This window comes from Streptomyces durmitorensis, from assembly GCF_023498005.1.
In the GTDB taxonomy this organism is placed as follows: Bacteria; Actinomycetota; Actinomycetes; order Streptomycetales; family Streptomycetaceae; genus Streptomyces; species Streptomyces durmitorensis.
The window spans coordinates 6,907,270-6,931,558 of sequence record NZ_CP097289.1 but is presented as its reverse complement, the minus strand read 5'-3'; the positions used below and the strand labels follow the sequence as shown (position 1 = coordinate 6,931,558).

Here is a 24,289-nt window from a genome sequence, read left to right as displayed (position 1 = left end):
GCCTGCCACTAGAACGGGACGATGACGACCAACCGCCGTACGCTGCCCGCCCTTGCCCTCCTCCTCGCCTCGACCGCGTTCGCGGCCTCCGCCCCCGGCCCCGTGGTGTGGCCCGCCCCCAAGGACGTGCCCGAGCGGGTCCGGGCCGCGGGTCTGGAGATGCTCGACTCCGAGGCGATGGACATGCACATCCACACCACCCTGAAGGTGCACTCCGGCGGCCGTCCCGTCACCGTCCCCGCGGACATCGGCATCGACCGCTCGGGCCCCAAGCCCCGCTACAGCCCGCTGCACACGCACGACACGACGGGCACCCTGCACGTGGAGTCGGAGGAGTGGCGGGACTTCACCCTGGGCCAGTTCATGACCGAGTGGGGTGTTAGCGGCGTACGGGAGAAGTGCGGTGCCGATGTCGCCGGGCGCCGCTGGGCCGGCGATCCGTCCCGCATCGTGCTGCGGGACGGCGAGACGATCACTCTCCGGTGCCGGTGAAGGACACGGTGAGGGAGTCGGCGTCGAAGCATGTGCGGGTGCCGGTGTGACAGGCGGCGCCGATCTGGTCGACCTGGACCAGGACGGTGTCCGCGTCGCAGTCCAGGGCCACGGACTTCACGTACTGGAAGTGCCCGGACGTGTCGCCCTTGACCCAGTACTCCTGGCGGCTGCGCGACCAGTAGGTGCAGCGCCCCGTGGTGAGCGTGCGGTGCAGCGCCTCGTCGTCCATCCAGCCCAGCATCAGCACCTCGCCGGTGTCGTACTGCTGGGCGATGGCGGGGACGAGTCCGTCCGCGTCGCGCTTGAGGCGGGCGGCGATCTCGGGGTCGAGGCTGCTGGGCGGGGGCGTGGCGGTCATGAGGACATTGTGCCGCGCTCCGGTGACCCCGCCGGGCCATGTCCACTGGGCGGACGCCGTACCGAGTCGTACGCTGGGGCGTATGTCGACCCATGCCAAGCGTGAACGACTTCTCCTCGCCGATCTGTTGGAGGCGCAGGGCCCTGACGCCCCCACCCTCTGCGAGGGCTGGAACACCCGTGATCTCGCGGCCCATGTGGTGGTCCGCGAGCGCCGCGCGGACGCCGCGGGCGGGATGCTGATCAAGCAGCTGGCCGCGCGCCTGGAGCGTGTGCAGGCCGAGTTCGCCGCGAAGCCGTACGAGGAACTGATCCAGCTGATCAGGACGGGTCCGCCGCGCTTCTCGCCCTTCTCCCTCAAGCAGATCGACGAGGCGTCGAACGCCGTCGAGTTCTACGTCCACACCGAGGACGTGCGCCGCGCCCAGCCGGACTGGACGCCGCGCGAGCTCGACCCGGTCTTCTCGGACGCCCTGTGGTCCCGCCTGGAGAAGATGGCCCGCCTGATGGGCCGCAAGGCTCCGGTGGGCATGGTCCTGCGGCGCCCCGACGGCCAGACGGCGGTGGCGCACCGCGGCACCCCCGTGGTGACGGTGACCGGGGAGCCCTCCGAGCTGCTGATGTTCGCGCACGGGCGGCAGGACGCGGCCAACGTCGAGCTCGACGGCGACAAGGACGCGATCGCCCGGCTGCACGAGGCCAAGCAACTGGGCATCTGATGATCAGGGTCGCGATGACCGGGGTGTACGTGGACGACGTGGCCAAGGCCCACGCCTTCTACACGGACGTCCTGGGCTTCGAGACCCGGCATCACGTCGACATGGTGGCGGGGCAGGTCTTCGTCACCGTGGGCGCGGCGGGCGCGCAGCCGGACGTGGAACTGCTCCTGGAGCCGGGCGAGGGCCCCATCGCGGAGCCCTATCGCAAGGCGCTGTACGAGGCGGGGATCCCGTGCATCGTCTTCGGGGTCGACGATGTGCGGGCCGAGCACGAGCGGCTCGTCGGCCTCGGGGTCCGGTTCACGCAGGGGCCCGAGGCGCAGGGGCCGGTGATCACCGCGGTGCTCGACGACACGGTGGGGAATCTGGTGCAGCTCATGCAGGACGCGCCCGCGGGGTAGGCCTTCCCCGCGTTCCCACAAGGTCCGGGCTTTCCCGATCCCGGGGTGAGCCGGGCGGGCCGAGGCGCGCGGGCACGGCGGGGGCGTGGCCGCACGGCAGCAGGGCCGGAGTCGCGCCGTCACGGCCGGAGGCCGAGCCTCGCGGTCACTGCTGGGGGCAGACCCTCGCGGTCACTGCCGGGGCGAGGTCGCACGGTCGCCGCCCGGCAGAGGCATGCGTGCCACATCCGGGGCGGGGCGGTCGGCATCCCGGGGTGAGCGGGGCGGGCCGAGGCGCGCGGGCACGGCGGGGGCGGAGCCGCACGGCAGCAGGGCCGGAGTCGCGCCGTCACGGCCGGGGCGGAGCCTCGCGGTCACTGCCGGGGTGAGGTCGCACGGTCGCCGCCCGGCAGAGGCGTGCGCGTCACATCCGGGGCGGGGCGGTCGGCATCCCGGGGTGAGCCGGGCGGGCCGAGGCGCGCGGGCACGGCGGGGGCGGAGCCGCACGGCAGCAGGGCCGGAGTCGCGCCGTCACGGCCGGGGCGGAGCCTCGCGGTCACTGCCGGGGTGAGGTCGCACGGTCGCCGCCCGGCAGAGGCGTGCGCGTCACATCCGGGGCGGGGCGGTCGGCAGCTCCGCCGCCCTCAGCCCTCGCGAGCACAGCCCGTAGACACCGGCGAGCACGCACGTCGCCGCGCTGGCGGTGAAGACGGGGGCCGTGCCCCACACCCCCACGGCCCATCCCGTCAAGGGATACGTCAGCGGCGCCACGCCCAGGCTGACCAGGCCGGTGACGGCGGTGACCCTGCCGACGTACGCGGGGTCCGACTCGGTCTGCGCCAGCGCGGCGGACAGAGCCCCGGTGAGTCCCACCAGGAGACCGGCCAGCAGAGCCATCGCCGCCGTGAGTGGCAGGCTCGGCACGTACGCCACGGCGCCGATCCCGACGGCTCCAGCGACGCACGTCCCGGACGCGACGAGCCCCGCCCTCGGCAGCCACCCCCGCACGGTCAGCAGGAGCGCCGAGCCCCCGGCACCCGCGCCGAATCCGGCGAGGACAAGACCCACACCCGAAGCACCCCAGCCGCGCTCGTCGGCCAGCAGGGTGAGCCCGATGTTCAGCGGCCCGACGAAGCCCAGGTCCGCCAGGGCGACGACCACCATCAGCGGAGCGAGGGTCCGGTGCCGCCGGATGTACCGGAGCCCGTCGCCGAGTTCACGCCACGCGGTCCGCCCGCCCTCCCCTTCGTCGGTGGGCAGCTTCCCGATGCGGACGGACAGCAGCAGCGGCAGCGACACCGCGAAGAGCAGCCCGGCGATGCCGAACGCCGCGGCCGAGCCGCCGAGCGCGACGCCGAGCCCGCCGATGGGTGCCCCCACGACGTTGGCGAGACGGATCACCAGACCCCGCATGCCCTGCACACGAGCCAGCTGATGCCGCCCCGTGATCCGCGCCGGGAGCGCGCCCATCGCGGGCATGAACAGCGCGTCGACGGCGCCGAAGACGAAGCCGAGCCCGGCGAGCAGCCACACCCCGGGGCTCGCCACGAGCAGCAGCGCCGCCACCGCGAACACCGCGACGCACCGGACCGCGTCACTGCCGATCACGACGCGGCGCGGCCCGAACCGGTCGGCGACGACTCCCCCGCCCAGCATCAGGAGCGCACGCGGCACGGCGCTGACGGCCATGACCACACCCGCCTGCGTGGGGCTGCCGGACTGGATGACGGCCCAGGACAGGGCGAGGTAATAGACGTTGTCGCCGACCGCGGACGCACTGTACGCACCGAGCCAGCGCAGGACGTTGCCGTCCCGGTGCGCGGGTTTCCCGGTGGGCGGGACCGTGCGTATGGGGGTGGTGGTCACGTGGGTCAGCCCTCTCAGATCCGGAACGGAAAGCTGGCCAGGTGCACGGCGACGTTCTCGCGCCCCTCGGTGTCGCCCGCCGCCTCGGTGGCCTTGCCCTGCGCCTCGTACGTCTTGACCAGGGCGTGGATCTCGGCGTTGAGGCGGGTGAGTTCGGCGGGGTTCAGGCGGGCGAGGAAGTCCGACTGGTCGGCGGCCTTGCGCCACTCGGCGCCCCAGGCCTCCTGCTGGGCGAGATAGGTCTCGTACTGCTCCTCGCGCTGGGCGATCAGCGTGCGGACGACGGCCGTGTGCGCGGCGGCGCCCTCCGGTGTGTCCTTGAAGTCCTCGTGCCGGAAGCTCAACGTCTCCTGCGCGGCCTGCCACCACCGCTCCCGCGCGTCCTCGCTCTGCGTCTCGGCCTCCTCGATGAGGCCGTGCTCGGCGAGCTTGCGCAGGTGGTAGCTGACCAGCGAGACCGCCTCGTCGACCTGCCCCGCCAGCTGCGATGCGGTCGAGGGGCCCGCCACCCGCAGCGTGCTGTAGATCTTCAGGCGCAGGGGGTGCCCGAAAGCCTTGAGCGTGCCGACGTCGGTGATGCGGCGGGACTGGCGGGGCTCGGGCTGCTTGGCGTTCATGACTCCACCGTAGATACGAAAGAAAACTTGCGCAATATAAATTGCGCAAGTTTCCCTTCGTATCCTGCAAGCAGAAAGCCCTGGCCAGCCAGTGACCAGGGCTTACGCCGGAGAGAGCCGCTCAGCGGACCGGGTGCCCCGCCTCCCGAAGCGTGTCCTTCACCTCGCCGATCCGCAGATCACCGAAGTGGAAGACCGACGCGGCGAGCACCGCGTCCGCGCCCGCCGCGATCGCGGGCGGGAAGTGGTCCAGGCGGCCCGCTCCCCCGGACGCGATCACCGGGACGGTGACGTGACGGCGTACCGCCGCGATCATCTCGATGTCGTAGCCGTCCTTCGTGCCGTCCGCGTCCATCGAGTTGAGCAGGATCTCTCCCGCGCCCAGCTCGGCGGCCTGGTGCGCCCACTCCACGGCGTCGATCCCGGCGGACTTGCGGCCGCCGTGGGTGGTGACCTCGAAGCTCCCGGAGGCAGTCCTGCGAGCGTCCACCGAAAGGACAAGCACCTGACGGCCGAACCGCTCCGCGATCTCGCGGATCAGCTCGGGCCGCGCGATGGCGGCCGTGTTCACGCCCACCTTGTCCGCGCCGGCGCGCAGGAGCTTGTCGACGTCCTCGGCGGTGCGGACGCCGCCGCCCACCGTGAGCGGGATGAAGACCTGCTCGGCCGTGCGGCGGACCACGTCGTACGTGGTCTCGCGGTTGCCGGAGGACGCGGTGATGTCCAGGAAGGTGAGCTCGTCGGCGCCCTCGGCGTCGTACACCTTGGCCATCTCGACGGGGTCGCCCGCGTCGCGCAGGTTCTGGAAGTTGACGCCCTTGACGACCCGGCCGTTGTCCACGTCCAGGCAGGGGATCACGCGTACGGCGAGGGTCATGACGTCTCAGCTCCCCGGGCTCCCTGGGCTCCCCGGTACGCCTCGACCTCGACCTCGACGACCAGGCTCGGGTCGATGAAGCCGGAGACGATGATCATCGACGCGGCGGGGCGGACGTCGTCGAAGAGCTCCTTGTGGGCCCGGCCGACCTCCTCCACGTCCCGCGCGTGGGTCAGATACATGCGGGTGCGTACGACGTGCTCTCGGCCGAGGCCCAGCTGCTTGAGCGCCTCGACGGCGGTGTGGAAGGCGTTGGCCGCCTGCTCGTAGGGGGTTCCGGCGTCTATGACGCCGTTCACCACCGACGTGCAACCCGACACCAGGACAAGGCCGTTGGGCAGCTCGACCGCACGGGAGTAGCCGATGGCCTCCTCCCACGGTCCGCCCGAGCTCACCCGGCGTACGACGTCACTCATGACGACGCCACCGCGGCCAGGGCCTCTTCGAGGGTGAAGGCCTTCGCGTACAGCGCCTTGCCGACGATCGCGCCCTCGACGCCCTGCGGGACGAGCTCGGCGATCGCCCGCAGGTCGTCCAGACTGCTCACCCCGCCGGAGGCGACCACGGGACGGTCCGTGGCCGCGCAGACGCCCCGCAGGAGCTCCAGGTTCGGGCCCTGCAGCGTGCCGTCCTTGGCGATGTCGGTGACGACATAGCGCGCGCAGCCCTCGGAGTTGAGGCGCTCCAGGGTTTCGTAGAGGTCGCCGCCGTCGCGGGTCCAGCCGCGGCCACGCAGGGTCGTGCCGCGTACGTCGAGGCCGACCGCGATCTTGTCGCCGTGCGAGGCGATGACCTTGGCGACCCAGTCCGGGGTCTCCAGGGCGGCCGTGCCCAGGTTCACGCGGGTGCAGCCGGTGGCGAGCGCGGCCTCCAGGGAGGCGTCGTCGCGGATGCCCCCGGACAGCTCGACCTTGATGTCCATGGCGCCCGCGACCTCGGCGATGAGCGCGCGGTTGTCGCCGGTGCCGAACGCGGCGTCCAGGTCGACCAGGTGCAGCCACTCGGCGCCCGACCGCTGCCAGGAGAGGGCGGCCTCCAGCGGGGAGCCGTAGGAGGTCTCCGATCCGGACTCGCCGTGGACGAGGCGCACGGCCTGGCCGTCGCGGACGTCGACGGCCGGGAGGAGTTCGAGCTTGCTCACAGAATTCCCTGACATCCCTAGAGGGTTCCGATCCAGTTGGTGAGGAGCTGGGCGCCGGCGTCGCCGGACTTCTCGGGGTGGAACTGCGTGGCCCACAGCGCGCCGTTCTCGACGGCGGCCACGAAGGGCTCGCCGTGCGTGGTCCAGGCGACCTTGGGCGCGCGGAAGGCGGGGTTGCCCGCCTCGAAGTCCCAGTGGTGCACGGCGTACGAGTGCACGAAGTAGTAGCGGGCCTCGGCGTCCAGGCCCGCGAACAGCTGCGAGCCTTCCGGCGCATCGACCGTGTTCCAGCCCATGTGCGGGACGATGTCGGCCTTCAGCGGCTCGACGGTGCCGGGCCACTCGTCGAGGCCCTCGGCCTCCACGTCGTGCTCGATGCCGCGCGCGAAGAGGATCTGCATGCCGACGCAGATGCCCATCACGGGACGGCCGCCCGCGAGCCTGCGGCCCACGATCCAGTCGCCGCGCGCCTCCTTGAGCCCCTGCATGCAGGCGGCGAAGGCGCCGACACCGGGGACGAGGAGCCCGTCGGCGTTCATGGCCGTGTCGTAGTCACGGGTTATCTCGACCTCCGCGCCCGCGCGCGCGAGGGCGCGCTCGGCGGAACGGACGTTCCCGAAGCCGTAGTCGAAGACGACGACCTTCTTCCGGGGAGTGCTCATCTCGCGTACGCCCCTCAGTTCCAGTAGTCGAGCCGCATGATCCCCGCGACCAGGCACATGGCCGCGCCGATGGAGAGCAGCGTGATCAAGCTCTTGGGCATCCCCTGCTTGACGAAGGAGATGATGCCGCCGATCAGGAAGAGACCGACGACGATCAGGATGGTGTTGAGACCGGTCATGGCTTTACAGCGCGCCCTTCGTGGAGGGGAGGATCCCGACGGCGCGCGGGTCGCGCTCCGATGCGTAGCGCAGCGCGCGGGCGAGTGCCTTGAACTGGCACTCCACGATGTGGTGGGCATTGCGGCCGTAGGGCACGTGCACGTGCAGGGCGATCTGGGCCTGCGCGACGAAGGACTCCAGGATGTGCCGGGTCATCGTCGTGTCGTACGTGCCGATCATCGGCGCCATGGTCTCGGGCTCGGTGTGCACGAGGTACGGGCGGCCGCTCAGGTCGACGGTCACCTGGGCGAGCGACTCGTCCAGCGGGACCGTGCAGTTGCCGAAGCGGTAGATGCCGACCTTGTCGCCCAGCGCCTGCTTGAAGGCGGCGCCCAGGGCGAGGGCGGTGTCCTCGATGGTGTGGTGCGTGTCGATGTGCAGGTCGCCCTCGGTCTTGACCGTGAGGTCGAAGAGGCCGTGGCGGCCGAGCTGGTCGAGCATGTGGTCGTAGAAACCGACACCCGTCGACACCTCGACCTTGCCGGTGCCGTCGAGATCGATCTCGACGAGGACCGACGTCTCCTTCGTGGTCCGTTCTGTTCTTCCGACACGGCCATCGCGAGTCATGCCTGCTGCTCCTTCTTGAGTTCGCGTACCGCATCGAGGAACGCGTCGTTCTCTTCCGGGGTTCCTGCGCTGACCCGCAGCCATCCCGGCACTCCGTTGTCCCGGACCAGGACGCCCCGGTCGAGGATCCGCTGCCACACCGCGTGGGCGGCCCCTTCGCCCTCGAATCGCCCGAACTGGACGAAGTTGGCGTCGGAGTCGGTCACTTCATAGCCGATCGCCCGCAGCTCGCTCACCAGCCGGTCGCGCTCGCGCTTCAGCTGCTCGACGTACTTCAGGAGCGTGTCGGTGTGCTCCAGGGCGGCGAGCGCGGTGGCCTGCGTGACGGCCGACAGGTGGTACGGCAGGCGTACGAGCTGTACGGCGTCGACGACCGCCGGGTCGGCGGCGAGGTAGCCGAGGCGTAGCCCGGCCGCGCCGAAAGCCTTGGACATCGTGCGCGACACGACGAGATTCGGCCGTCCCGCGAGCAGCGGGAGCAGCGAGTCGCCGTGGCTGAACTCGACGTACGCCTCGTCGATCACGACCATCGAGGGCCCCGCGGCCTGCGCGGCTTCGTAGAGCGCGAGGACCGTGTCGGCCGAGACGGCGTTGCCCGTGGGGTTGTTGGGCGTGGTGATGAAGACGACGTCCGGCTGGTTCTCGGCGATGGCCTTCGTCGCCGCCTCGACGTCGATCGTGAAGTCGTCGCCGCGCGGGCCCGAGATCCAGCCGGTGCCGGTGCCGCGCGCGATGAGGCCGTGCATCGAGTACGAGGGCTCGAAGCCGATGGCGGTGCGTCCGGGCCCGCCGAAGGTCTGCAGGAGCTGCTGGATGACTTCGTTCGAGCCGTTGGCCGCCCACACGTTGGCGAGGGTGACCTCGTGGCCGCCGGTGTCCGTGAGGTAGCGGGCGAGCTCGGTGCGCAGCTCGACCGCGTCGCGGTCGGGGTAGCGGTTGAGGTCGCGGGCCGCCTCGCGGACGCGCTCGGCGATGCGCTCGACGAGCGGCTCGGGGAGCGGGTAGGGGTTCTCGTTCGTGTTCAGGCGTACGGGTACGTCGAGCTGGGGCGCCCCGTAGGGGGACTTGCCGCGCAGTTCGTCGCGTACGGGAAGATCGTCGATGGTGGTCACTTCTTCTCCGGCACCTTCCATCCGAAGCGGGCCTTGACGGCCGCGCCGTGCGCCGGCAGGTCCTCGGCCTCGGCGAGCGTCACCACGTGGTGGGCGACGTCGGCGAGTGCCTCGCGGGTGTAGTCGACGATGTGGATGCCGCGCAGGAACGACTGGACGCTGAGCCCGGAGGAGTGGCAGGCGCAGCCGCCGGTCGGCAGGACGTGGTTGGAGCCCGCGCAGTAGTCGCCGAGCGAGACGGGCGCCCACGGTCCGACGAAGATCGCGCCCGCGTTCTTCACGCGCTCGGCGACGGCGGCGGCGTCAGCGGTCTGGATCTCCAGGTGCTCGGCGCCGTACGCGTCGACGACCCGCAGCCCCTCCTCCAGGCCGTCGACCAGGACGATCGCGGACTGGCGTCCGGCGAGCGCGGGGACGATCCGGTCCTCGACGTGCTTGGTGGCCGCCACCTGCGGCTCAAGCTCCTTGGCGACCGCGTCGGCCAGGGCCACGGAGTCGGTGACCAGGACGGCGGCGGCGAGCGGGTCGTGCTCGGCCTGGCTGATCAGGTCGGACGCGACGTGCACGGCGTCGGCCGTGTCGTCGGCGAGGACCGCGATCTCGGTCGGGCCCGCTTCGGTGTCGATGCCGATGCGGCCGGTGAAGTAGCGCTTGGCCGCGGCGACCCAGATGTTGCCGGGCCCGGTGACCATGTTGGCCGGGGCGCAGGTCTCGGTGCCGTACGCGAACATCGCGACGGCCTGGGCGCCGCCGACCGCGTACACCTCGTCGATGCCGAGGAGGGCGCAGGCGGCGAGGATCGTCGGGTGCGGAAGGCCGCCGAAGTCGGCCTGCGGCGGGGACGCGAGCGCCATCGACTCGACGCCCGCCTCCTGCGCCGGGACCGCGTTCATGATCACGGAGGACGGGTAGACCGAGCGGCCACCGGGTGCGTAGAGCCCCACGCGCTCGACCGGCACCCACTTCTCGGTGACCGTGCCGCCGGGCACGACCTGCGTGGTGTGCGGGGCGCGGCGCTGCTCGCGGTGGACGATGCGGGCGCGCCGGATCGACTCCTCCAGCGCCTCGCGCACGGCCGGGTCGAGGCCGGTCAGGGCCTCGGCGATGGCGCTCGCGGGGACGCGGACCTGCGTCAGCCGTACCCCGTCGAACTTCTGCGCGAACTCGATCAGCGCCGCGTCGCCACGATGATGCACGTCCTCGCAGATGGGCCGCACCTTCTCCAGGGCGGCCGCGACGTCGAAGTCGGCACGGGGCAGCAGGGCGCGCAGGGCGGGACCCTCGGGGAGGGCGTCGCCGCGCAGATCGATTCGGGAGATCACGTGGCCAATTCTCTCAGACCCGGATTCCGGTCCGGACTCCGTATCACTGGCTGATATGGATCCCGGAAGACCACGTTCACCACTAGCGTTCAGCCCGTCACTGAGCGGGCATGAAACAGGTGTACGAGACACAGGCGCATCGCAGTACGAGAACGCGTACGGGATCGCGGTACGGGGAGGACAACAGCAGTGGTCGACGACACCGGCATCGGTGACCCGCCGGACGGACTGACCGCGGCCGAGATCGGCATGTGGCAGGCCTTCCGCAACGGCAGCGTCTATGACCTCCGGTCGGGGGACCCGATGGCGGACGATCCGCACGGCGGCCACCCCTGGGGTCCGGAGCGCAGCGTGCGCGCGCGCATCGTGTGCTGGCTGCTCCTGGAGGGGCCGCCCGCGCTCTCGGGCCGGGTGTCGTCCCTGAAGCTCTCGGGGCTCCAGATCACCGACGTACTCGATCTTGCGGGCGGCGAGATCCTTCCCTACGCGGAGCTGAAGCACTGCCGCTTCGAGAAGGAAGTCCTCGTCCCCGAGGCCAAGTTCACCACGCTGCGTCTGGTCAACTGCTCGATCCCGCGCGTGGAGGCGGCCCGCGTCCACACGGAGGGCGATCTGCATCTGCCGCGCTGCCGGATCCACAACGGCATGCGGCTCACGGACGCCCAGATCGGCACCGACCTGCTGATCAACCAGGCGGTGATCTACCGCGACCGGCGCGGCAACTCGATCATGGGCGACGGGCTCTCGGTCGGGCAGGACCTGCAGGCCGAGATGATGGAGTCGCACGGCCAGCTGAGCCTGCGCGGCGCGAAGGTCGGCGTCTCCTTCAGCCTGCGCGGCAGCAAGCTCGCCAATCCGTACGGCCAGCGGGCGCTCAACGCCCCGCAGATGACCGTGGAGCGCACGCTCTACATGACGCCCGCCGCGCTCGGCGATCCCCCCATGACCAGCGGCACGACTCCCCCGCGCGGCACCCGCATCCAGCGCTTCGAGTGCGCGGGCGGCATACGGCTCGACGACGGGCGCTTCGGCGACGCCGTCGACCTGGCCCAGGCGCGCTTCACCCTGGAGAACGACCAGGAGGTGTCGCTGCGCCGCGTCCAGACCCCCGAGCTGCGCTTCCTCGGCGAGGCCCCGCAGCGCGGCAAGATCATTCTGTCCGGCGCCAAGGTCGTCAACCTCATCGACAAGTCGACCAGCTGGCCGGGCCCCGGCGGCCTCCAGATGGGCGGCTTCAGCTACGAGAACCTCGTCCCGCTCGGCAGCTTCCCGCTCTCCCGGCGGCTGAGCTGGGTGGCGGCCGCGACCGCCGAGTACAACCCCGAGCCGTACGAGAAGCTGGCCACCGTCCTGCGCAACGGCGGCGAGGACGCCGACGCCCGCGAGGTCCTGCTCGCCAAGCAGCGACGCCGCCGCGAGACCCTGCCGCTCGCGGCCAAGCTCTGGGGCTTCGCCCAGGACTGGACGGTGGCCTACGGCTACCGGCCGGGCCGGGCCGCCCTGTGGATGGCGGTGCTCTGGGCGGTGAGCGCGGTGGCCTTCACGCGCGCCGACCACCCGGCGATCAAACCGGGCGAGCACCCGAACTGGAACCCCGCGCTCTTCTCCCTCGACCTGCTGCTCCCGGTCATCAACCTCGGCCAGGACAGCTACTGGCAGCTGCGCGGCGGCTGGCAGTGGTTCGCGGCGATCCTGATCCTGCTCGGCTGGGTGCTCGCGACGACGGTCGCGGCGGGGGCGACGCGGCTGCTGCGCAGGAACTGAGGGGCCTGCAGGGCCGGAGGGTCGCGAACACAGGGCAGATATTTTACCTGCCCTTGACCACGTGTCAGGCAACCGAACGACCGATGCGAAAGCTTCACCGGCTACCCCCTGGCCCTACCCCCACCTGCGGTTTTCAATACCCACACGATGGCATTTCTGCGCGCCCTGATCCGCACCGCACGCATGGTCAGGAACACCCCTCTCCTGGCCGCCGGTCTGACCCCCGACGACGAGGTGCTCCTCGACGCGCCCGACGACCGGCTCGGCCCCGCCCTGGTCGCCGCGGGCCGCGGCGACTACGACCCCGCGGCCAAGCTGCTCGCCATGACCCGCGAGGGCAACGAGTGGGAGAACCGCGACCGCTACACGACACGCCTCGCCGCCTTCGCCCGCTCCCGCTCCGAGTGGTTCGACGACTGGCAGTGCGCCGCGCCGCACGACCCGGACGCCCTGCTCGTCAAGGCCGAGCTCGCGGTCGTCCGCGGCTGGGAGTCGCCCGCCCACGCCGAGCTCCTGCGCGAGAGCGCACCCCTGCTCACCGCGGCCGCCGAGGCCGACCCGCGCGACCCCGTGCCCTGGCGGATCGCCCTGGACCACGCGCGCGGCACCCACGCCCCGCAGTCGGTCTTCGACGAGGTCTGGGCCGAGGCGGTGCACCGCTCCTCGCACCACTACGGCTGCCACGCCTCGGCCCTCCAGTACCTCTCGGCCTCCTGGTACGGCTCGCACCGGCAGTGCTTCGAATTCGCCGAGGGCGCCGCGCGGGACGCGCTGCCCGGCTCGCTGATCCAGGCGCTGCCCGCGCGGGCCGCGTTCGCCTACCTCACCAGCTCGTCGGGGAGCGTGCCGCGCGAGCGCCTGGACGCCGCGGCCGACCTCGGGATCGCCGTGTCCGGGGCGTACGAGGCCGGGGATCCCTGGCCGGCCGAGGTCCGCAACCTCCTCACCTACGTCCTCGTACGCCTGGAGCGGTGGAGCGACGCCCTCGAACAACTGCGCCTCATCGGGCCCCATGCCACGTCCTTTCCCTGGGACCGCATGGCCGACGATCCACTGGGCCAGTTCCTGGAACTGCGCGACGGCATACGCATCGAGGTGGCCTCCGGGACCCCGCTGCGCACCGGTGGCGGACGTCCGCGCCCAGACGACCATTAGGCTTGAGGCTCGTGACCACCGTCCGGCTTCCGCTCTTCCCGCTCAACTCGGTGCTGTTCCCGGGACTCGTGCTCCCGCTGAACGTGTTCGAGGAGCGTTATCGCGCCATGATGCGCGACCTGCTCAAGACTTCCGACGAGGAGCAGCGCCTCTTCGCGGTCGTCGCGATCCGCGACGGCCTCGAGGTGGCGCCGAGCGCCCCGGGCCTCCCCGACCCCACCTCGCAGCCCGAACAGGGGCCGACCGCCGGCTTCGGCGACGACCCGCTCAAGGCCTTCCACGCGGTGGGCTGCGTGGCGGACGCGGCGACGATCCGGGAGCGCGCCGACGGCGGCTTCGAGGTCCTCGCCACCGGCACCTCGCGCGTGCGCCTGCACTCGATCGACACCTCGGGCGCCTTCTTGACCGCGGAGGTCGAGGAGCTGCCCGAGGAGCCGGGCGAGGAGGCGGGCGCGCTTGCCGCGGGCGTCCTGCGGGCGTTCCGCGCCTACCAGAAGCGCCTCGCGGGGGCGCGTGAGCGGTCCCTGTCCACGGGCGCCGAACTGCCGGACGACCCGTCCGTGGTGTCGTATCTGGTCGCGGCCGCGGCCGTCCTGGACACCCCGACCAAGCAGCGGCTCCTGGAGGCGCCCGACACGGCGTCGCGCCTGCACGACGAGCTGAAACTCCTTCGCGCGGAGACCGCCATCATCCGTAATCTGCCGTCGTTGCCCGCGACGGACCTGACGCGCGGCACCACAAGCCTCAACTGACGTAAGGCGCGAGCGCTTTGGCGAAGAAGCAGAAGAAACAGCAGTCGGGCGCGGGCGGCACCCCGGCGACGGTGGCCCTCACCGCGGCGGGCGCCGCGTACACGGTCCACGCCTACGAACACGACCCCGCGCACCCCTCGTACGGCGAGGAGGCGGCCCAGGCCATGGGCGTCTCTCCCGACCGGGTCTTCAAGACCCTGGTAGCGGAGGTCGACGGCGAGCTGACGGTGGCCGTGGTCCCCGTGGCGGGCACCCTGAACCTCAAGGCCCTGGCCACGGCGGTCTCCGGCAAGCGCGCGGTGATGGCCGACCCGGCGGCGGCCGAACGCACCACGGGTTACGTACGGGGCGGCATCTCGCCCCTGGGCCAGCGCAAGAAGCTCCGCACGGTCCTGGACGACTCGGCCCCGTCGCACGCGACGATCTGTGTGTCGGCGGGCCGCAGGGGCCTTGAGGTGGAACTGGCCCCCGGCGACCTGGCGCGGCTCACGGGCGCGGTACTGGCCCCGATCGGGCGTGAATAGGCCCTCGACGAAGGGCCTCGGCTCGACTAGTACCACCCTCATGTCGAAGAAGACGCGCAAGAGGAAGTGGCGGGTGCGCAAGGGCAAGGCGAACCACGGGAGGCGCCCCGCCTGACGTCCGCGCCCGCCGGGCGCGAGGCGGCCTCCGGGGCGTCCTCACGCCCCGGACGGACCCGGGCTGCCCTCGGCCCGGTCGGGGTCCCCGTAGGGCAGGGGGTACGGCTCGGGGTCCCGCGGTCCGAAGAGCCCGGTGAGACCGAGGTGGACAAGGAGCGCCGCCACGGGCCAGGCAAGGAGCGCGCCCTTGGCCTTGAGCTCCAGGGGCGCGTCGAACGCGACGCCCTTGCCCACGGACTTCGCGTGGGCGACGACGTCGGTCTCGGGGCCCAGGAAGATCCCGAGCCGCCAGCCGATCACCGCGGCGAGCAGCCCTCCGGCCGTGAGCCCGACGACCAGCGGGATCCCGCCCCGCTTGCGCAGCAGGAACACCACGGCCCCGGTCACGGCGCCGAACGCGAGCCCGAGCAGAGTGAACGTTCCGTCGACCCCGATCGCCTGCTCGCCCTCGGTGTCCTTGAGGTACACCGCGTCGCTGTCGGCCACCAGCGGGACCCGTGGCGCGAGCCACAGCCACAGGAGGCCGAGCAGTACGCCACAGACAGCAACCGCGACCATGATCACTGCGGCCTGCCGCACTTCGGTCTTCATGCCAGGACCGTCCTCCTCATGAGCCGACGTGGGAACGGCTCCGGACGGCTGAGCGGCTTGCTGCCAGGGGTCGTGCGGGGGCCGGTCATGGGGCGGCTGGGAGGGCGTCAGCGGTGCAGTCACCCACACATGGTGCCAGTCCTTCCTGAGGACCGCGTCACCGCACAGCCGCACGGCGGTAGGCCCAGGTGGCGATCGCCAGCGAGGCGACGCCGACCCCCGCGCAGACCGCGAGATCGAGGGCGACGGCCGCCCAGTCCGGATGCGGCCCGAAGGTATGGGCGAACGCCTCGACTCCGTACGTCGAGGGCAGCAGGTCACGGGCGTACTGCAGGAAGCCGGGCATCCGCTCGGCCGGGAGAACGCCCAGGAGCAGCGCCGCCGACATGCCCAACTGGCCGAGCAGCGTGGCCAGTTCGGGCCGGGGCGCGAGCAGCCCCAGGGCGGCGCCGAGACCGGCGAGCGCGGCGCCGGCCAGCGGGATCACCGCGGCGAGGATCCACAGGTTCGTCAGCGGAAGCCCGAAGAGGCCGCATCCGACGACCGCGGTGACGAGCGTGCCCGGCACGGTGAACGAGGCGTAGGCGGCAGCCGCCCCCAGGACCACCGACGCGGGCGGCACGGGCAGCGTCGCATAGTGGTCGAGGCCGCCGTCGGCCCGCAGCTGCCCGAAGTACTGCGCGAGCAGGTTGAGCGCGACGAACGCGACGACGAGCACGGAGGACCCGGCGACGACGGCACGCGCCTCGCCGCCCCCGTCGACGACGCCCCGCATCAGGATCATGATCCCGACGGACTGGAAGGTCGCCACGAAGAGCAGCGGGATCCGCGCGACCCGCGCCCGGGACAGCTGCGCCCGGTAGACGGCCGCGAGCGCGGGAAACAGCCGCGCACGGGGCCCCAGGGGCGCGGCGACGTCGCTCTGCCGCTCGCGCTCGTCGGCCCGTACGGCCGCTTCCAGGGGAACGGCACTCACCGAACGGCCCTCCTGTTGCAGTTCATCCGCCCGGCGAAGGTCACCCCTTCACCAGCCCTTCCCCGTTCCCGCCCAGGGCGAGATACACATCCTCCAGGCTCGGTGTGGCCAAGGTGAAATCGTCCAGGGCGGCGAAGGCGGCCCCGCCGGTGACCGCCGCGACCGCGGCCCGCGCCTCGTCGGGGGCGAGCCGCAGGGACCACCGCCGCCCGGACTCCACCGCGGAGGAGCGCAGCGCCGCGACCTCGGGGACGTCCAGCGGCGCCCGCTCCCGCCAGACGAGCTCCACCCGTACCTCTCCCGCGACCTGCTCCTTCAGCCCCAGCGGGCTGTCGCAGGCGATGACCTTGCCGTGGTCGAGGACGGCGACGCGGTCGAGGACCGTCTCGGCCTCGATGACGTTGTGGGTGACGAGCAGGACCGTCGTGCCGCGCTCGGCCCTGCGCCGGTCGACCGCGCCCCACACCGCGCGCCGCGCGATGGGGTCCATGCCGGTCGTCGGCTCGTCGAGGACGAGGAGCGGCCGCTCCCCCACCAGCGCGGTGGCGAAGCAGGCGAGCCTGCGCTGCCCGCCGGAGAGCTTCTTCAGGGGGCGCGACGCGAGCGGGGTGAGCGCGAGTTCTTCGAGTACGGCGTCCCGCTCGGCCCGCGCGGCGCGCACATCGAGGCCGCGCAGCCGCGCGGTCGTCTCGACGGCGAGCGAGACGGTCAGCTCGTCGAGGGCGGTGGACTCCTGCCCCAGGTACGCGAGGATCCGCGCGGCCCGCTCGGGGTGGCGCAGGATGTCGTGCCCGAGGATCTCGACGCTCCCGCTGTCGGGCCGCATCAGGCCGGTCAGCTGGCGTACGAGGGTGGACTTGCCGGCGCCGTTGGGTCCGAGAAGGCCGAAGATCTCGCCGCGCCTGACCTCCAGGCTGATGCCGTCGGTGGCGCGCACCTCGGGCGTCGCGGGCGTGCCGCGCCTCCCACGGGCGGCGGGATACGTCTTGACGAGGTCGCGCACCGCGCAGACGGCACCACTGCCGTGACCCTGTCGGAGCCCCTGTCGGACTGCCTGTGCCGAGCGCGTACTCACGAAGGACGAGGGTACGGGGTCCCGTGCCCGCTGCGACGCCCGGGGCGCCCCGTACGCCCCGTATCAGTCATCTGCGGGACGTGTCCCCTCGTTCGTTCGCGTACCTGTTCGGTCACTCGCCGGAGCGGTCGCCCACCGGTGCGTGCTCGACCGCCGTGTGGACGTCGATCTCGCGCCAGAAGCCCGCCCGGATCGCGTACCGGTCGTGCTCGTCGATCTGGTCGTCCTTGTGGGCGAGCAGACCGAAGCGGGCCGCGTACCGCAGGAGCTCGCCGTCGACGCGGTGCGGGATGCGCGGGTACATCGTCGAGAGCTTCTGCAGGTTGTGCTGTTCCGGCAGGCGGGCCATCCAGCGGCGCGCGAACACCTGCCCGACCTCGAAAGGATCACCGCCGACGGTGGTGATGTCCTCCTCGCGGTCGGCCCAGCGCTGCTCGGCCGTCGTCAGCTGGGCGAGCGTCGGCAGGGCGGCGGCCTCCGGGCTCTCGGCGGCGCCGCCGGGGCGCTCGACCCAGCCCTTGTCGGAGGACCAGCGCAGCGTCGCGTTCGTGGGGTGCGGGGCGGCGGGCTGTGTGCCGGGGCCGCGCAGGGCGGCCAGGTCCTTGGGGGTCGGCACGCCCTTGCCCGGCGGGTGGTGGGTGGCGCCGCTGTCGCCGTTGGCCCCGGCTTCGGCGTGCTGGCCGTGCTGGCCGTGCGGACCGGGGTGCACCCCGGCGGCCTCGTCGGCGGCCCGCTGGGCGCTGGCCGCGAGCGCGGACTCCGGCAGGGGCGCGGAGAGGATCGCGGCGATCTCGGGGCGCGGGGCGGGAGGGGGCGCGCAGACGCCGGTGAGCTCCTTGGGGCGTACGGCCTTGGTGATCCAGGCACGGTCGAGGACGCGGCGCTCGTCGGCCTCGGCGACGAGGTCCTCGGACTGGTTGTAGTCCCCGTCGGCGGCCTGCACGGCCCACAGGTGGACGGCGACGCCGTGCTCCTTGGCGGCCATCATGCCGGGCAGCAGGTCCCCGTCTCCGGTGACGAGCACGATGTCCGAGCAGGCGCGGTTGCGGGCCAGCTCCGTCAGCTCGGCGTGCATGGCGGCGTCGACGCCCTTCTGGGCCCACCGCCCGTCGCTGCGGGTCAGGGCGCCGAGCCGGACCGTCACGCGCGGCATGACCCGCAGCCTTCGGTGCTCGGGCTGCGGTACGCGGTCGGGGGCGCCGTCGAACCAGTAGATCCGGAGCAGGGGGCGCTCGGTGTCGGATTCGGCGCGCTCACGGATGCCCTGGACCAGGGCGGTGTGATCGACGGTGATCCGGGACCGGGAGGGCTCGCCCGCGAGGAGACTCGCGGCGGCACCCAGCAGATACCCGGCGTCCACCAGGACGATGCAGCGGTCCACGCGATCCACCCTCTTTCCCTGGAGATTCCCTGGAAGCAATGGTTCGGGTTTCCTTCGAGTCTGCCCGACCAGCGGGAGGTTAACGGCCGGAACTCGATCTTCGGCGTGGCGTATCCCGACTTCACTCTCCGACAGGGCTTATTACGCACGGTAATTCTCTGAAATGCGCAGCTTGTCGCCATATGTGAATCTGGTCGCGTCCTGGCCCCCAGATCCCCTTCAGGAGGAAGATCACCATGGCCAAGAACAAGAACCGTAAGCAGGGCGGCGAACAGAACCGCGCTTCGGCCGCGGAGCAGGCGCAGGAGCAGGCCAAGTCGTCCGCGGAGCAGGCCGAGTCGAGGATGAAGGACGCCGTGCAGTCGCAGGGCAGCCCGGCCGAGGTCGCCCGCAAGCACCAGCGTCGCTTCGGCCACAACTGACGTACACGCAGGCGTATATGCGCGAAGGGGCGCACCCGGACTTCCGGGTGCGCCCCTTCTTTTCGCTTCTTCCCTGCGCTACCCGGCCAGACAGGACGCGCCGAGCAGCACCTTCAGATCGCCGAAGAGCGCCGCGTCCGGCTGCACCCGGTGGCGGTCGAGCCGCAGCACCGTGGTCTTCTGCGCCCCCTGGAGCTTGATCCGGACCTCGCTGTTGCCCCGGTGGTGGCTGAGGATCTCGCCGAGGCGGCTGACCATCGGCGGGGTCACCCGCACCGTCGGGATGGTGATGAGGACGGGCGCGTTGGTGCCCGCGTTCGACAGGTCGGGGACCTGCATCTCCATCGCGACGAGGCGCGGCACGTCCTCACGCTTGTCGAGGCGTCCCTTGACGAACACCACGGCGTCCTCGACCAGTTGGGTGGACACCAGCTGATAGGTCGCCGGGAAGAACATGCACTCGATGGAACCCGCGAGGTCCTCGACGGTGGCGATGGCCCAGGCGTTGCCCTGCTTGGTCATCTTGCGCTGGAGGCCGGAGATGATGCCGCCGATGGTGACGATCGAGCCGTCCGAGTAGTCACCGCCGGTGAGTTGCCCGATGCCCGCGTCGGCCTTGTCGGACAGGACGTGCTCCAGGCCGAACAGGGGGTGGTCGGAGACGTACAGACCGAGCATCTCCCGCTCCTGGGCGAGGAGATACGTCTTCTCCCACTCGTCGGTGGAGAACTCGACGTCGAGCCCGAAGCCCGGCTCGTCCCCGGCGCCCTCGTCGCCCATCGCCCCGAAGAGGTCGAACTGCCCTTCCGCTTCCTTGCGCTTGACCTGCACGACGTTGTCGATCATCGGCTCGTACTGCGCGGTCAGGCCCTTGCGGGTGTGCCCCATGGTGTCGAAGGCGCCCGCCTTGATCAGCGACTCCGTGGTCCGCTTGTTGCAGGCGGCGGCCTCGACCTTGTCGAGGTAGTCGGGGAAGGAGGCGAACTTCCCCTTCGCCTTGCGCGACCGGATGATCGAATCCACCACGTTCGTACCGACGTTGCGGACCGCCTCCAGGCCGAAGAGGATCACGTCGTCGCCCTGCGCGGCGAAGTTGTGCACGGACTCGTTCACGTTGGGCGGCAGGACCTTGATGCCCATGCGCCGGCACTCGTTCAGATAGACGGCCGACTTGTCCTTGTCGTCCTTCACCGAGGTGAGCAGCGCCGCCATGTACTCGGCGGGGTAGTTCGCCTTGAGGTAGGCGGTCCAGTACGTGACCAGGCCGTACGCCGAGGAGTGCGCCTTGTTGAACGCGTATCCGGCGAAGGGCACCAGGACGTCCCACAGGGCCTGGATCGCGGCGTCCGAGAAGCCGTTCTTCTTCGCTCCCTCCTGGAAGAGGACGAAGTTCTTCGCCAGCTCGTCGGGCTTCTTCTTGCCCATCACGCGGCGCAGGATGTCGGCTTCACCCAGGGAGTACCCGGCGATGATCTGCGCGGCCTTCTGCACCTGCTCCTGGTACACGATGAGGCCGTAGGTCAGGCCGAGCGTCTCCTTCAGGGGCTCTTCGAGCTCCGGGTGGATCGGCGTGATCTCCTGGCGGCCGTTCTTGCGCTCCGCGTAGTTGATGTGCGAGTTCATGCCCATCGGGCCCGGCCGGTACAGGGCCGAGACGGCGGAAATGTCCTCGAAGTTGTCGGGCTGCATCTGGCGCAGCAGCGAACGCATCGGGCCGCCGTCGAACTGGAAGACACCGAGCGTGTCACCGCGGCAGAGCAGTTCGAAGGTCTTGGGGTCGTCGAGCGGGAGCGAGAGCATCTCCAGGTCGATGCCCTTGTCGTTGCGCACCATCTTGACGGCGTCGTCCATGATGGTGAGGTTGCGCAGACCCAGGAAGTCCATCTTGAGCAGGCCGAGCGACTCGCACTGGGGGTAGTCCCACTGCGTGATCGTCACGCCGTCCGTGTGCCGCACCCAGATCGGCGCGTGGTCCACGATCGGCTCGCTGGACATGATGACGCCGGCCGCGTGCACGCCCATCTGCCGGACCAGGCCCTCCACACCCTTGGCGGTGTCGATGACCTTCTTCACGTCCGGTTCGTTCTCGTACATCCCCCGGATCTCGCCCGCCTCGCTGTAGCGCGGGTGCTTGGGGTCGGTGATGCCGGAGAGGTCGATGCCCTTGCCCAGGACGTCGGCGGGCATCGCCTTGGTGAGGCGGTCGCCCATCGCGTACGGATATCCGAGCACGCGCGCGGAGTCCTTGATGGCGTTCTTCGCCTTGATCTTTCCGTACGTGCCGATCATGGCGACCTTGTCGGCGCCGTACTTCTCGGTCACGTACCGGATCACTTCGACGCGCCTGCGCTCGTCGAAGTCGATGTCGACATCGGGCATGGAGACACGCTCGGGGTTGAGGAACCGCTCGAAGATCAGCCCGTGCGTGATCGGGTCGAGGTCGGTGATGCCCATGGCGTACGCGACGATCGATCCTGCCGCGGAGCCACGGCCCGGACCCACCGCGATGCCGTTGTTCTTGGCCCACATGATGAAGTCGGCGACCACGAGGAAGTACCCCGGGAACCCCATCTGGATGATGATGTCCATCTCGTACTCGGCCTGCTTCTGCCGGTCCTCGGGGACACCGCCCGGGTAGCGGCGGTTCATGCCGACCCGGACCTCCTCCTGGAACCAGGTGACCTCGGTGAAGCCCTCCGGGATCTCGAACTTCGGCATGAGGTCGCGCTTCTCGAACATCCCCGTGGTGTCGATCTGCTCGGCCACCAGGAGCGTGTTGCGGCAGCCCTCCTGCCAGGCGTCCGAGGAGTCGATGGCGTACATCTCGTCGGTCGACTTGAGGTAATAGCCGGTGCCGTCGAAGCGGAAGCGGTCCGGGTCCGAGAGGTTCTTGCCGGTCTGGATGCAGAGCAGGGCGTCGTGGGCGACGGACTCGTGCGCGTACGTGTAGTGCGAGTCGTTCGTCACCAGGGGCGGGATGCCGAGCTTCTTGCCGACCCGGAGCAGGTCGTCGCGGACCCGGCGCTCGATGTCGATGCCGTGGTCCATCAGCTCCAGGAAGTACCGGTCCTTGCCGAAGATGTCCTGGTACTCGGCGGCAGCCTTCACCGCCTCGTCGAACTGGCCCAGGCGCAAGCGGGTCTGGAGCTCTCCTGAAGGGCAGCCGGTGGAGGCGATCAGTCCCTCCGACCACTGGGAGATCGTCTCCTTGTCCATGCGCGGCCACTTCTGGAGCCAGCCCTCGGCATACGCGTCCGAGGAGAGCCGGAAGAGGTTGTGCAGGCCGGTGCTGTTCGCCGCCCAGATCGTCTTGTGGGTGTAACCACCCGAACCGGACACGTCGTCACGCTTCTGATGCGGCTGGCCCCACTTGATCTTCCGCTTGTCGCGGCGGGACTCCGGGGCCACATACGCCTCGATGCCGATGATCGGCGTGACGCCCGCCTTCTGCGCCGAGTGGAAGAAGTCGTACGCCCCGTGCAGGTTGCCGTGGTCGGACATGGCGACATGCGTCATGCCCATCTCATTACAGGCATTGAACATGTCCTTGAGCCGCGCGGCACCGTCCAGCAGCGAGTACTGGGTGTGGACGTGGAGGTGCGTAAAGGGCGGCTTGGTCACGGCGGAAGGCCTCCGGAGAACGAATGGTGACAGGCTGCGGGCAGTCTGGGGGGACAGCGTGGAAGTCTAATCCGCGGCACTGACAAGCGACGGGCACTCGGGGGTACCGTCGTGCGTTGGACAGGTCGGAACACCTGTCCCAAATGTCATGCACGACCTGGCACCACCTGTTACCTGGAGGCACCCCGCGATGTCGGAACCGCAGCCCACCGCTGAGCAGCGCGGCGAGCAGATCCTCTCCGTCTTCGACACCGCGTTCGGCGAGCTGCTCGCCGCGGACCCCGCCGCGTTCCGGGTGAAGTTCCGGAAGATGGCCGCCTCCGCCTTCGCGTTCTACCGCGGCACGGCCTGCCTCTTCTACGGGGACCTGGAGCGCGAGCAGCACGGCGGTCCCTACCTGGACGAGCGCACGGGACGGGTGTGGATCCACGGCGACCTGCACGCGGAGAACTTCGGCACGTACATGGACGCCCAGGGCCGCCTGATCTTCAACGTGAACGACTTCGACGAGGCGTACGTCGGCCCCTTCACCTGGGACCTGAAGCGCTTCGCCGCCTCCGTGGCCCTGATCGGGTACACGAAGGCGCTCAGCGACGAGCAGATCACCGACCTGGTGCGGATCTACGCCGCCGCGTACCGCGAGCGGATCCACGACCTGGCCACCGGCGCCAAGAGCGACGAGGTGCCGCCCTTCACCCTGGACACCGCCCAGGGCCCGCTCCTGGACGCGCTGCGCGACGCGCGCTCGCTGACCCGCTTCGGGCTCCTGGAGTCCATGACGGAGATCCGTGACTTCGAGCGCCGCTTCGCCTCCGGCGGCGGTTCCATCGAGCTCGACGCGGCCACGCGGTACAAGGTGCTCGCCGCCTTCGACGGCTATCTGGAGACGCTGCCCGAGTCCTCGCTCACCCGCCCCGACTCGTATCGGGTGAAGGACGTCGTCGGACGCCGCGGCATCGGCATCGGCTCCGCGGGACTGCCCTCGTACAACATCCTCCTGGAGGGCAACAGCGACGCGTTGGAGAACGACGTCGTGATCTACCTCAAGCAGGCCCAGACCCCGGCCGTCTCGCGCCACATCACCGACGGCGCGGTCCGTGACCACTTCCAGCACGAGGGCCACCGCACGGTCATCTCGCAGCGCGCGCTCCAGGCGCACGCCGACCCCTGGCTCGGCTGGACCGAGCTGGACGGCGCGGGACAGCTGGTGGCCGAGGTCTCTCCGTACGCCGTGGACCTGGACTGGTCGGACATCGACGACTGGGACGAGATCGCCGCGGTCATCGCCGACCTGGGCCGCGCCACGGCCACGATGCACTCCGCCGCGGACGACGAGAGCAACCACTCGGACCTGGTGCCGTTCTCCACGGAGCGCGCGATCGACGCCGCCATCGCGGCGGACGAAGAGAGCTTCGGCGACCTCCTCGTGGACTTCGCGCACGAGTACGGCGCAACGGCCCGCAGGGACCACCAGATCTTCGTCGACCTGTTCCGTAACGGTCGGATTCCGGGTCTGTAGGCACGAAGAGGACGCCGCGTATTTCATAGGCACCCTTTAGGGCTGCCTTACACGCGCA

General features: G+C 70.8%; 26 protein-coding genes. 10 read left to right on the top strand and 16 right to left on the bottom strand.

What is annotated here, in order from left to right; translation table 11 throughout:
* The first annotated feature begins 21 nt into the window (after window positions 1–21).
* Window positions 22–492, top strand: a complete 471-nt coding sequence (locus tag M4V62_RS30910; RefSeq protein WP_249590475.1) for a hypothetical protein — start codon at window positions 22–24, stop codon at window positions 490–492.
* Here the strand turns inward: M4V62_RS30910 and hisI are convergent.
* Window positions 473–853: a phosphoribosyl-AMP cyclohydrolase gene (hisI, locus tag M4V62_RS30905; RefSeq protein ID WP_249590474.1), complete on the bottom strand. Its 381-nt coding sequence runs from the start codon at window positions 851–853 to the stop codon at window positions 473–475. The genes M4V62_RS30910 and hisI overlap by 20 nt on opposite strands.
* Window positions 854–935: 82 nt before the next feature.
* On the opposite strand from hisI, the gene M4V62_RS30900 reads away from it, so the two are divergent.
* Window positions 936–1,571 carry a TIGR03085 family metal-binding protein gene (locus tag M4V62_RS30900; protein ID WP_249590473.1) on the top strand — a complete coding sequence of 212 codons (636 nt, stop codon included), beginning with the start codon at window positions 936–938 and terminating at the stop codon, window positions 1,569–1,571.
* Window positions 1,571–1,972 carry a VOC family protein gene (locus tag M4V62_RS30895; protein ID WP_249590472.1) on the top strand — a complete coding sequence of 134 codons (402 nt, stop codon included), beginning with the start codon at window positions 1,571–1,573 and terminating at the stop codon, window positions 1,970–1,972. Before M4V62_RS30900 ends, M4V62_RS30895 begins: the two co-directional genes overlap by 1 nt.
* A 585-nt stretch (window positions 1,973–2,557) precedes the next feature.
* Here the strand turns inward: M4V62_RS30895 and M4V62_RS30890 are convergent.
* The 10 genes from M4V62_RS30890 to hisD all read right to left on the bottom strand — a co-directional run bounded on the left by M4V62_RS30890 (window position 2,558) and on the right by hisD (window position 10,334).
* Window positions 2,558–3,817: an MFS transporter gene (locus M4V62_RS30890; RefSeq protein WP_249590471.1), complete on the bottom strand. Its 1,260-nt coding sequence runs from the start codon at window positions 3,815–3,817 to the stop codon at window positions 2,558–2,560.
* Window positions 3,818–3,831: 14 nt separating this feature from the next.
* Window positions 3,832–4,434 (bottom strand): ArsR/SmtB family transcription factor, encoded by a 603-nt coding sequence (locus M4V62_RS30885; RefSeq protein WP_249590470.1) that lies wholly within the window; start codon window positions 4,432–4,434, stop codon window positions 3,832–3,834.
* A 121-nt stretch (window positions 4,435–4,555) separates the two neighbouring features.
* Complete coding sequence (gene hisF / locus M4V62_RS30880) at window positions 4,556–5,311, bottom strand: imidazole glycerol phosphate synthase subunit HisF (RefSeq protein WP_249590469.1); 756 nt, start codon at window positions 5,309–5,311, stop codon at window positions 4,556–4,558.
* Entirely contained in the window at window positions 5,308–5,727 is a 420-nt protein-coding gene (locus M4V62_RS30875) for a RidA family protein (protein WP_249590468.1), read from the bottom strand. The genes hisF and M4V62_RS30875 overlap by 4 nt, the downstream gene beginning before the upstream one ends.
* Entirely contained in the window at window positions 5,724–6,452 is a 729-nt protein-coding gene (gene priA, locus M4V62_RS30870; RefSeq protein WP_249593082.1) for a bifunctional 1-(5-phosphoribosyl)-5-((5-phosphoribosylamino)methylideneamino)imidazole-4-carboxamide isomerase/phosphoribosylanthranilate isomerase PriA, read from the bottom strand. Before priA ends, M4V62_RS30875 begins: the two co-directional genes overlap by 4 nt.
* A 17-nt stretch (window positions 6,453–6,469) precedes the next feature.
* Entirely contained in the window at window positions 6,470–7,114 is a 645-nt protein-coding gene (gene hisH, locus M4V62_RS30865; protein WP_249590467.1) for an imidazole glycerol phosphate synthase subunit HisH, read from the bottom strand.
* Window positions 7,115–7,128: 14 nt separating this feature from the next.
* A complete protein-coding gene (locus M4V62_RS30860; RefSeq protein ID WP_249590466.1) occupies window positions 7,129–7,293 on the bottom strand; it encodes a hypothetical protein in 165 nt (54 codons plus the stop codon).
* Between the two features lie 4 nt (window positions 7,294–7,297).
* Complete coding sequence (gene hisB / locus M4V62_RS30855) at window positions 7,298–7,900, bottom strand: imidazoleglycerol-phosphate dehydratase HisB (protein WP_249590465.1); 603 nt, start codon at window positions 7,898–7,900, stop codon at window positions 7,298–7,300.
* The gene (locus tag M4V62_RS30850) at window positions 7,897–9,033 is read right to left on the bottom strand and encodes a histidinol-phosphate transaminase (protein WP_249590464.1); all 1,137 of its coding nucleotides are present in this window, start codon (window positions 9,031–9,033) and stop codon (window positions 7,897–7,899) included. The genes hisB and M4V62_RS30850 overlap by 4 nt, the downstream gene beginning before the upstream one ends.
* Window positions 9,009–10,334 carry a histidinol dehydrogenase gene (hisD, locus tag M4V62_RS30845; protein WP_249590463.1) on the bottom strand — a complete coding sequence of 442 codons (1,326 nt, stop codon included), beginning with the start codon at window positions 10,332–10,334 and terminating at the stop codon, window positions 9,009–9,011. Before hisD ends, M4V62_RS30850 begins: the two co-directional genes overlap by 25 nt.
* Window positions 10,335–10,583: 249 nt before the next feature.
* Here hisD and M4V62_RS30840 point away from each other — a divergent pair, with 249 nt between their 5' ends.
* The 5 genes from M4V62_RS30840 to M4V62_RS44090 all read left to right on the top strand — a co-directional run bounded on the left by M4V62_RS30840 (window position 10,584) and on the right by M4V62_RS44090 (window position 14,644).
* Entirely contained in the window at window positions 10,584–12,098 is a 1,515-nt protein-coding gene (locus M4V62_RS30840; RefSeq protein ID WP_425575201.1) for an oxidoreductase, read from the top strand.
* Window positions 12,099–12,245: 147 nt separating this feature from the next.
* Window positions 12,246–13,253: a hypothetical protein gene (locus tag M4V62_RS30835; RefSeq protein WP_249590461.1), complete on the top strand. Its 1,008-nt coding sequence runs from the start codon at window positions 12,246–12,248 to the stop codon at window positions 13,251–13,253.
* A gap of 11 nt (window positions 13,254–13,264) precedes the next feature.
* Window positions 13,265–14,005, top strand: coding sequence for an LON peptidase substrate-binding domain-containing protein (locus tag M4V62_RS30830; protein WP_249590460.1), 741 nt, complete (start codon window positions 13,265–13,267; stop codon window positions 14,003–14,005).
* Between the two features lie 17 nt (window positions 14,006–14,022).
* A complete protein-coding gene (gene ybaK, locus M4V62_RS30825; protein ID WP_249590459.1) occupies window positions 14,023–14,529 on the top strand; it encodes a Cys-tRNA(Pro) deacylase in 507 nt (168 codons plus the stop codon).
* A gap of 40 nt (window positions 14,530–14,569) precedes the next feature.
* Complete coding sequence (locus tag M4V62_RS44090; protein ID WP_467690357.1) at window positions 14,570–14,644, top strand: hypothetical protein; 75 nt, start codon at window positions 14,570–14,572, stop codon at window positions 14,642–14,644.
* A gap of 41 nt (window positions 14,645–14,685) precedes the next feature.
* Here M4V62_RS44090 and M4V62_RS30820 read toward each other — a convergent pair whose 3' ends face one another.
* From M4V62_RS30820 to M4V62_RS30805, 4 genes are all read right to left on the bottom strand, one after another.
* Window positions 14,686–15,360 carry a DUF2567 domain-containing protein gene (locus M4V62_RS30820; RefSeq protein ID WP_249590458.1) on the bottom strand — a complete coding sequence of 225 codons (675 nt, stop codon included), beginning with the start codon at window positions 15,358–15,360 and terminating at the stop codon, window positions 14,686–14,688.
* A 34-nt stretch (window positions 15,361–15,394) separates the two neighbouring features.
* Entirely contained in the window at window positions 15,395–16,213 is an 819-nt protein-coding gene (locus M4V62_RS30815; protein WP_425575199.1) for an ABC transporter permease, read from the bottom strand.
* Between the two features lie 40 nt (window positions 16,214–16,253).
* A complete protein-coding gene (locus M4V62_RS30810) occupies window positions 16,254–17,288 on the bottom strand; it encodes an ABC transporter ATP-binding protein (protein WP_425575198.1) in 1,035 nt (344 codons plus the stop codon).
* A 112-nt stretch (window positions 17,289–17,400) separates the two neighbouring features.
* A complete protein-coding gene (locus tag M4V62_RS30805) occupies window positions 17,401–18,669 on the bottom strand; it encodes an NYN domain-containing protein (protein WP_249590456.1) in 1,269 nt (422 codons plus the stop codon).
* A gap of 236 nt (window positions 18,670–18,905) precedes the next feature.
* On the opposite strand from M4V62_RS30805, the gene M4V62_RS30800 reads away from it, so the two are divergent.
* Window positions 18,906–19,091 carry a hypothetical protein gene (locus M4V62_RS30800; RefSeq protein ID WP_249590455.1) on the top strand — a complete coding sequence of 62 codons (186 nt, stop codon included), beginning with the start codon at window positions 18,906–18,908 and terminating at the stop codon, window positions 19,089–19,091.
* A gap of 78 nt (window positions 19,092–19,169) precedes the next feature.
* On the opposite strand, the gene dnaE is transcribed toward M4V62_RS30800, so the two are convergent.
* Complete coding sequence (dnaE, locus tag M4V62_RS30795) at window positions 19,170–22,712, bottom strand: DNA polymerase III subunit alpha (RefSeq protein WP_249590454.1); 3,543 nt, start codon at window positions 22,710–22,712, stop codon at window positions 19,170–19,172.
* Window positions 22,713–22,902: 190 nt separating this feature from the next.
* On the opposite strand from dnaE, the gene M4V62_RS30790 reads away from it, so the two are divergent.
* A complete protein-coding gene (locus M4V62_RS30790; protein WP_249590453.1) occupies window positions 22,903–24,231 on the top strand; it encodes a DUF2252 domain-containing protein in 1,329 nt (442 codons plus the stop codon).
* Window positions 24,232–24,289 lie beyond the last annotated feature (58 nt).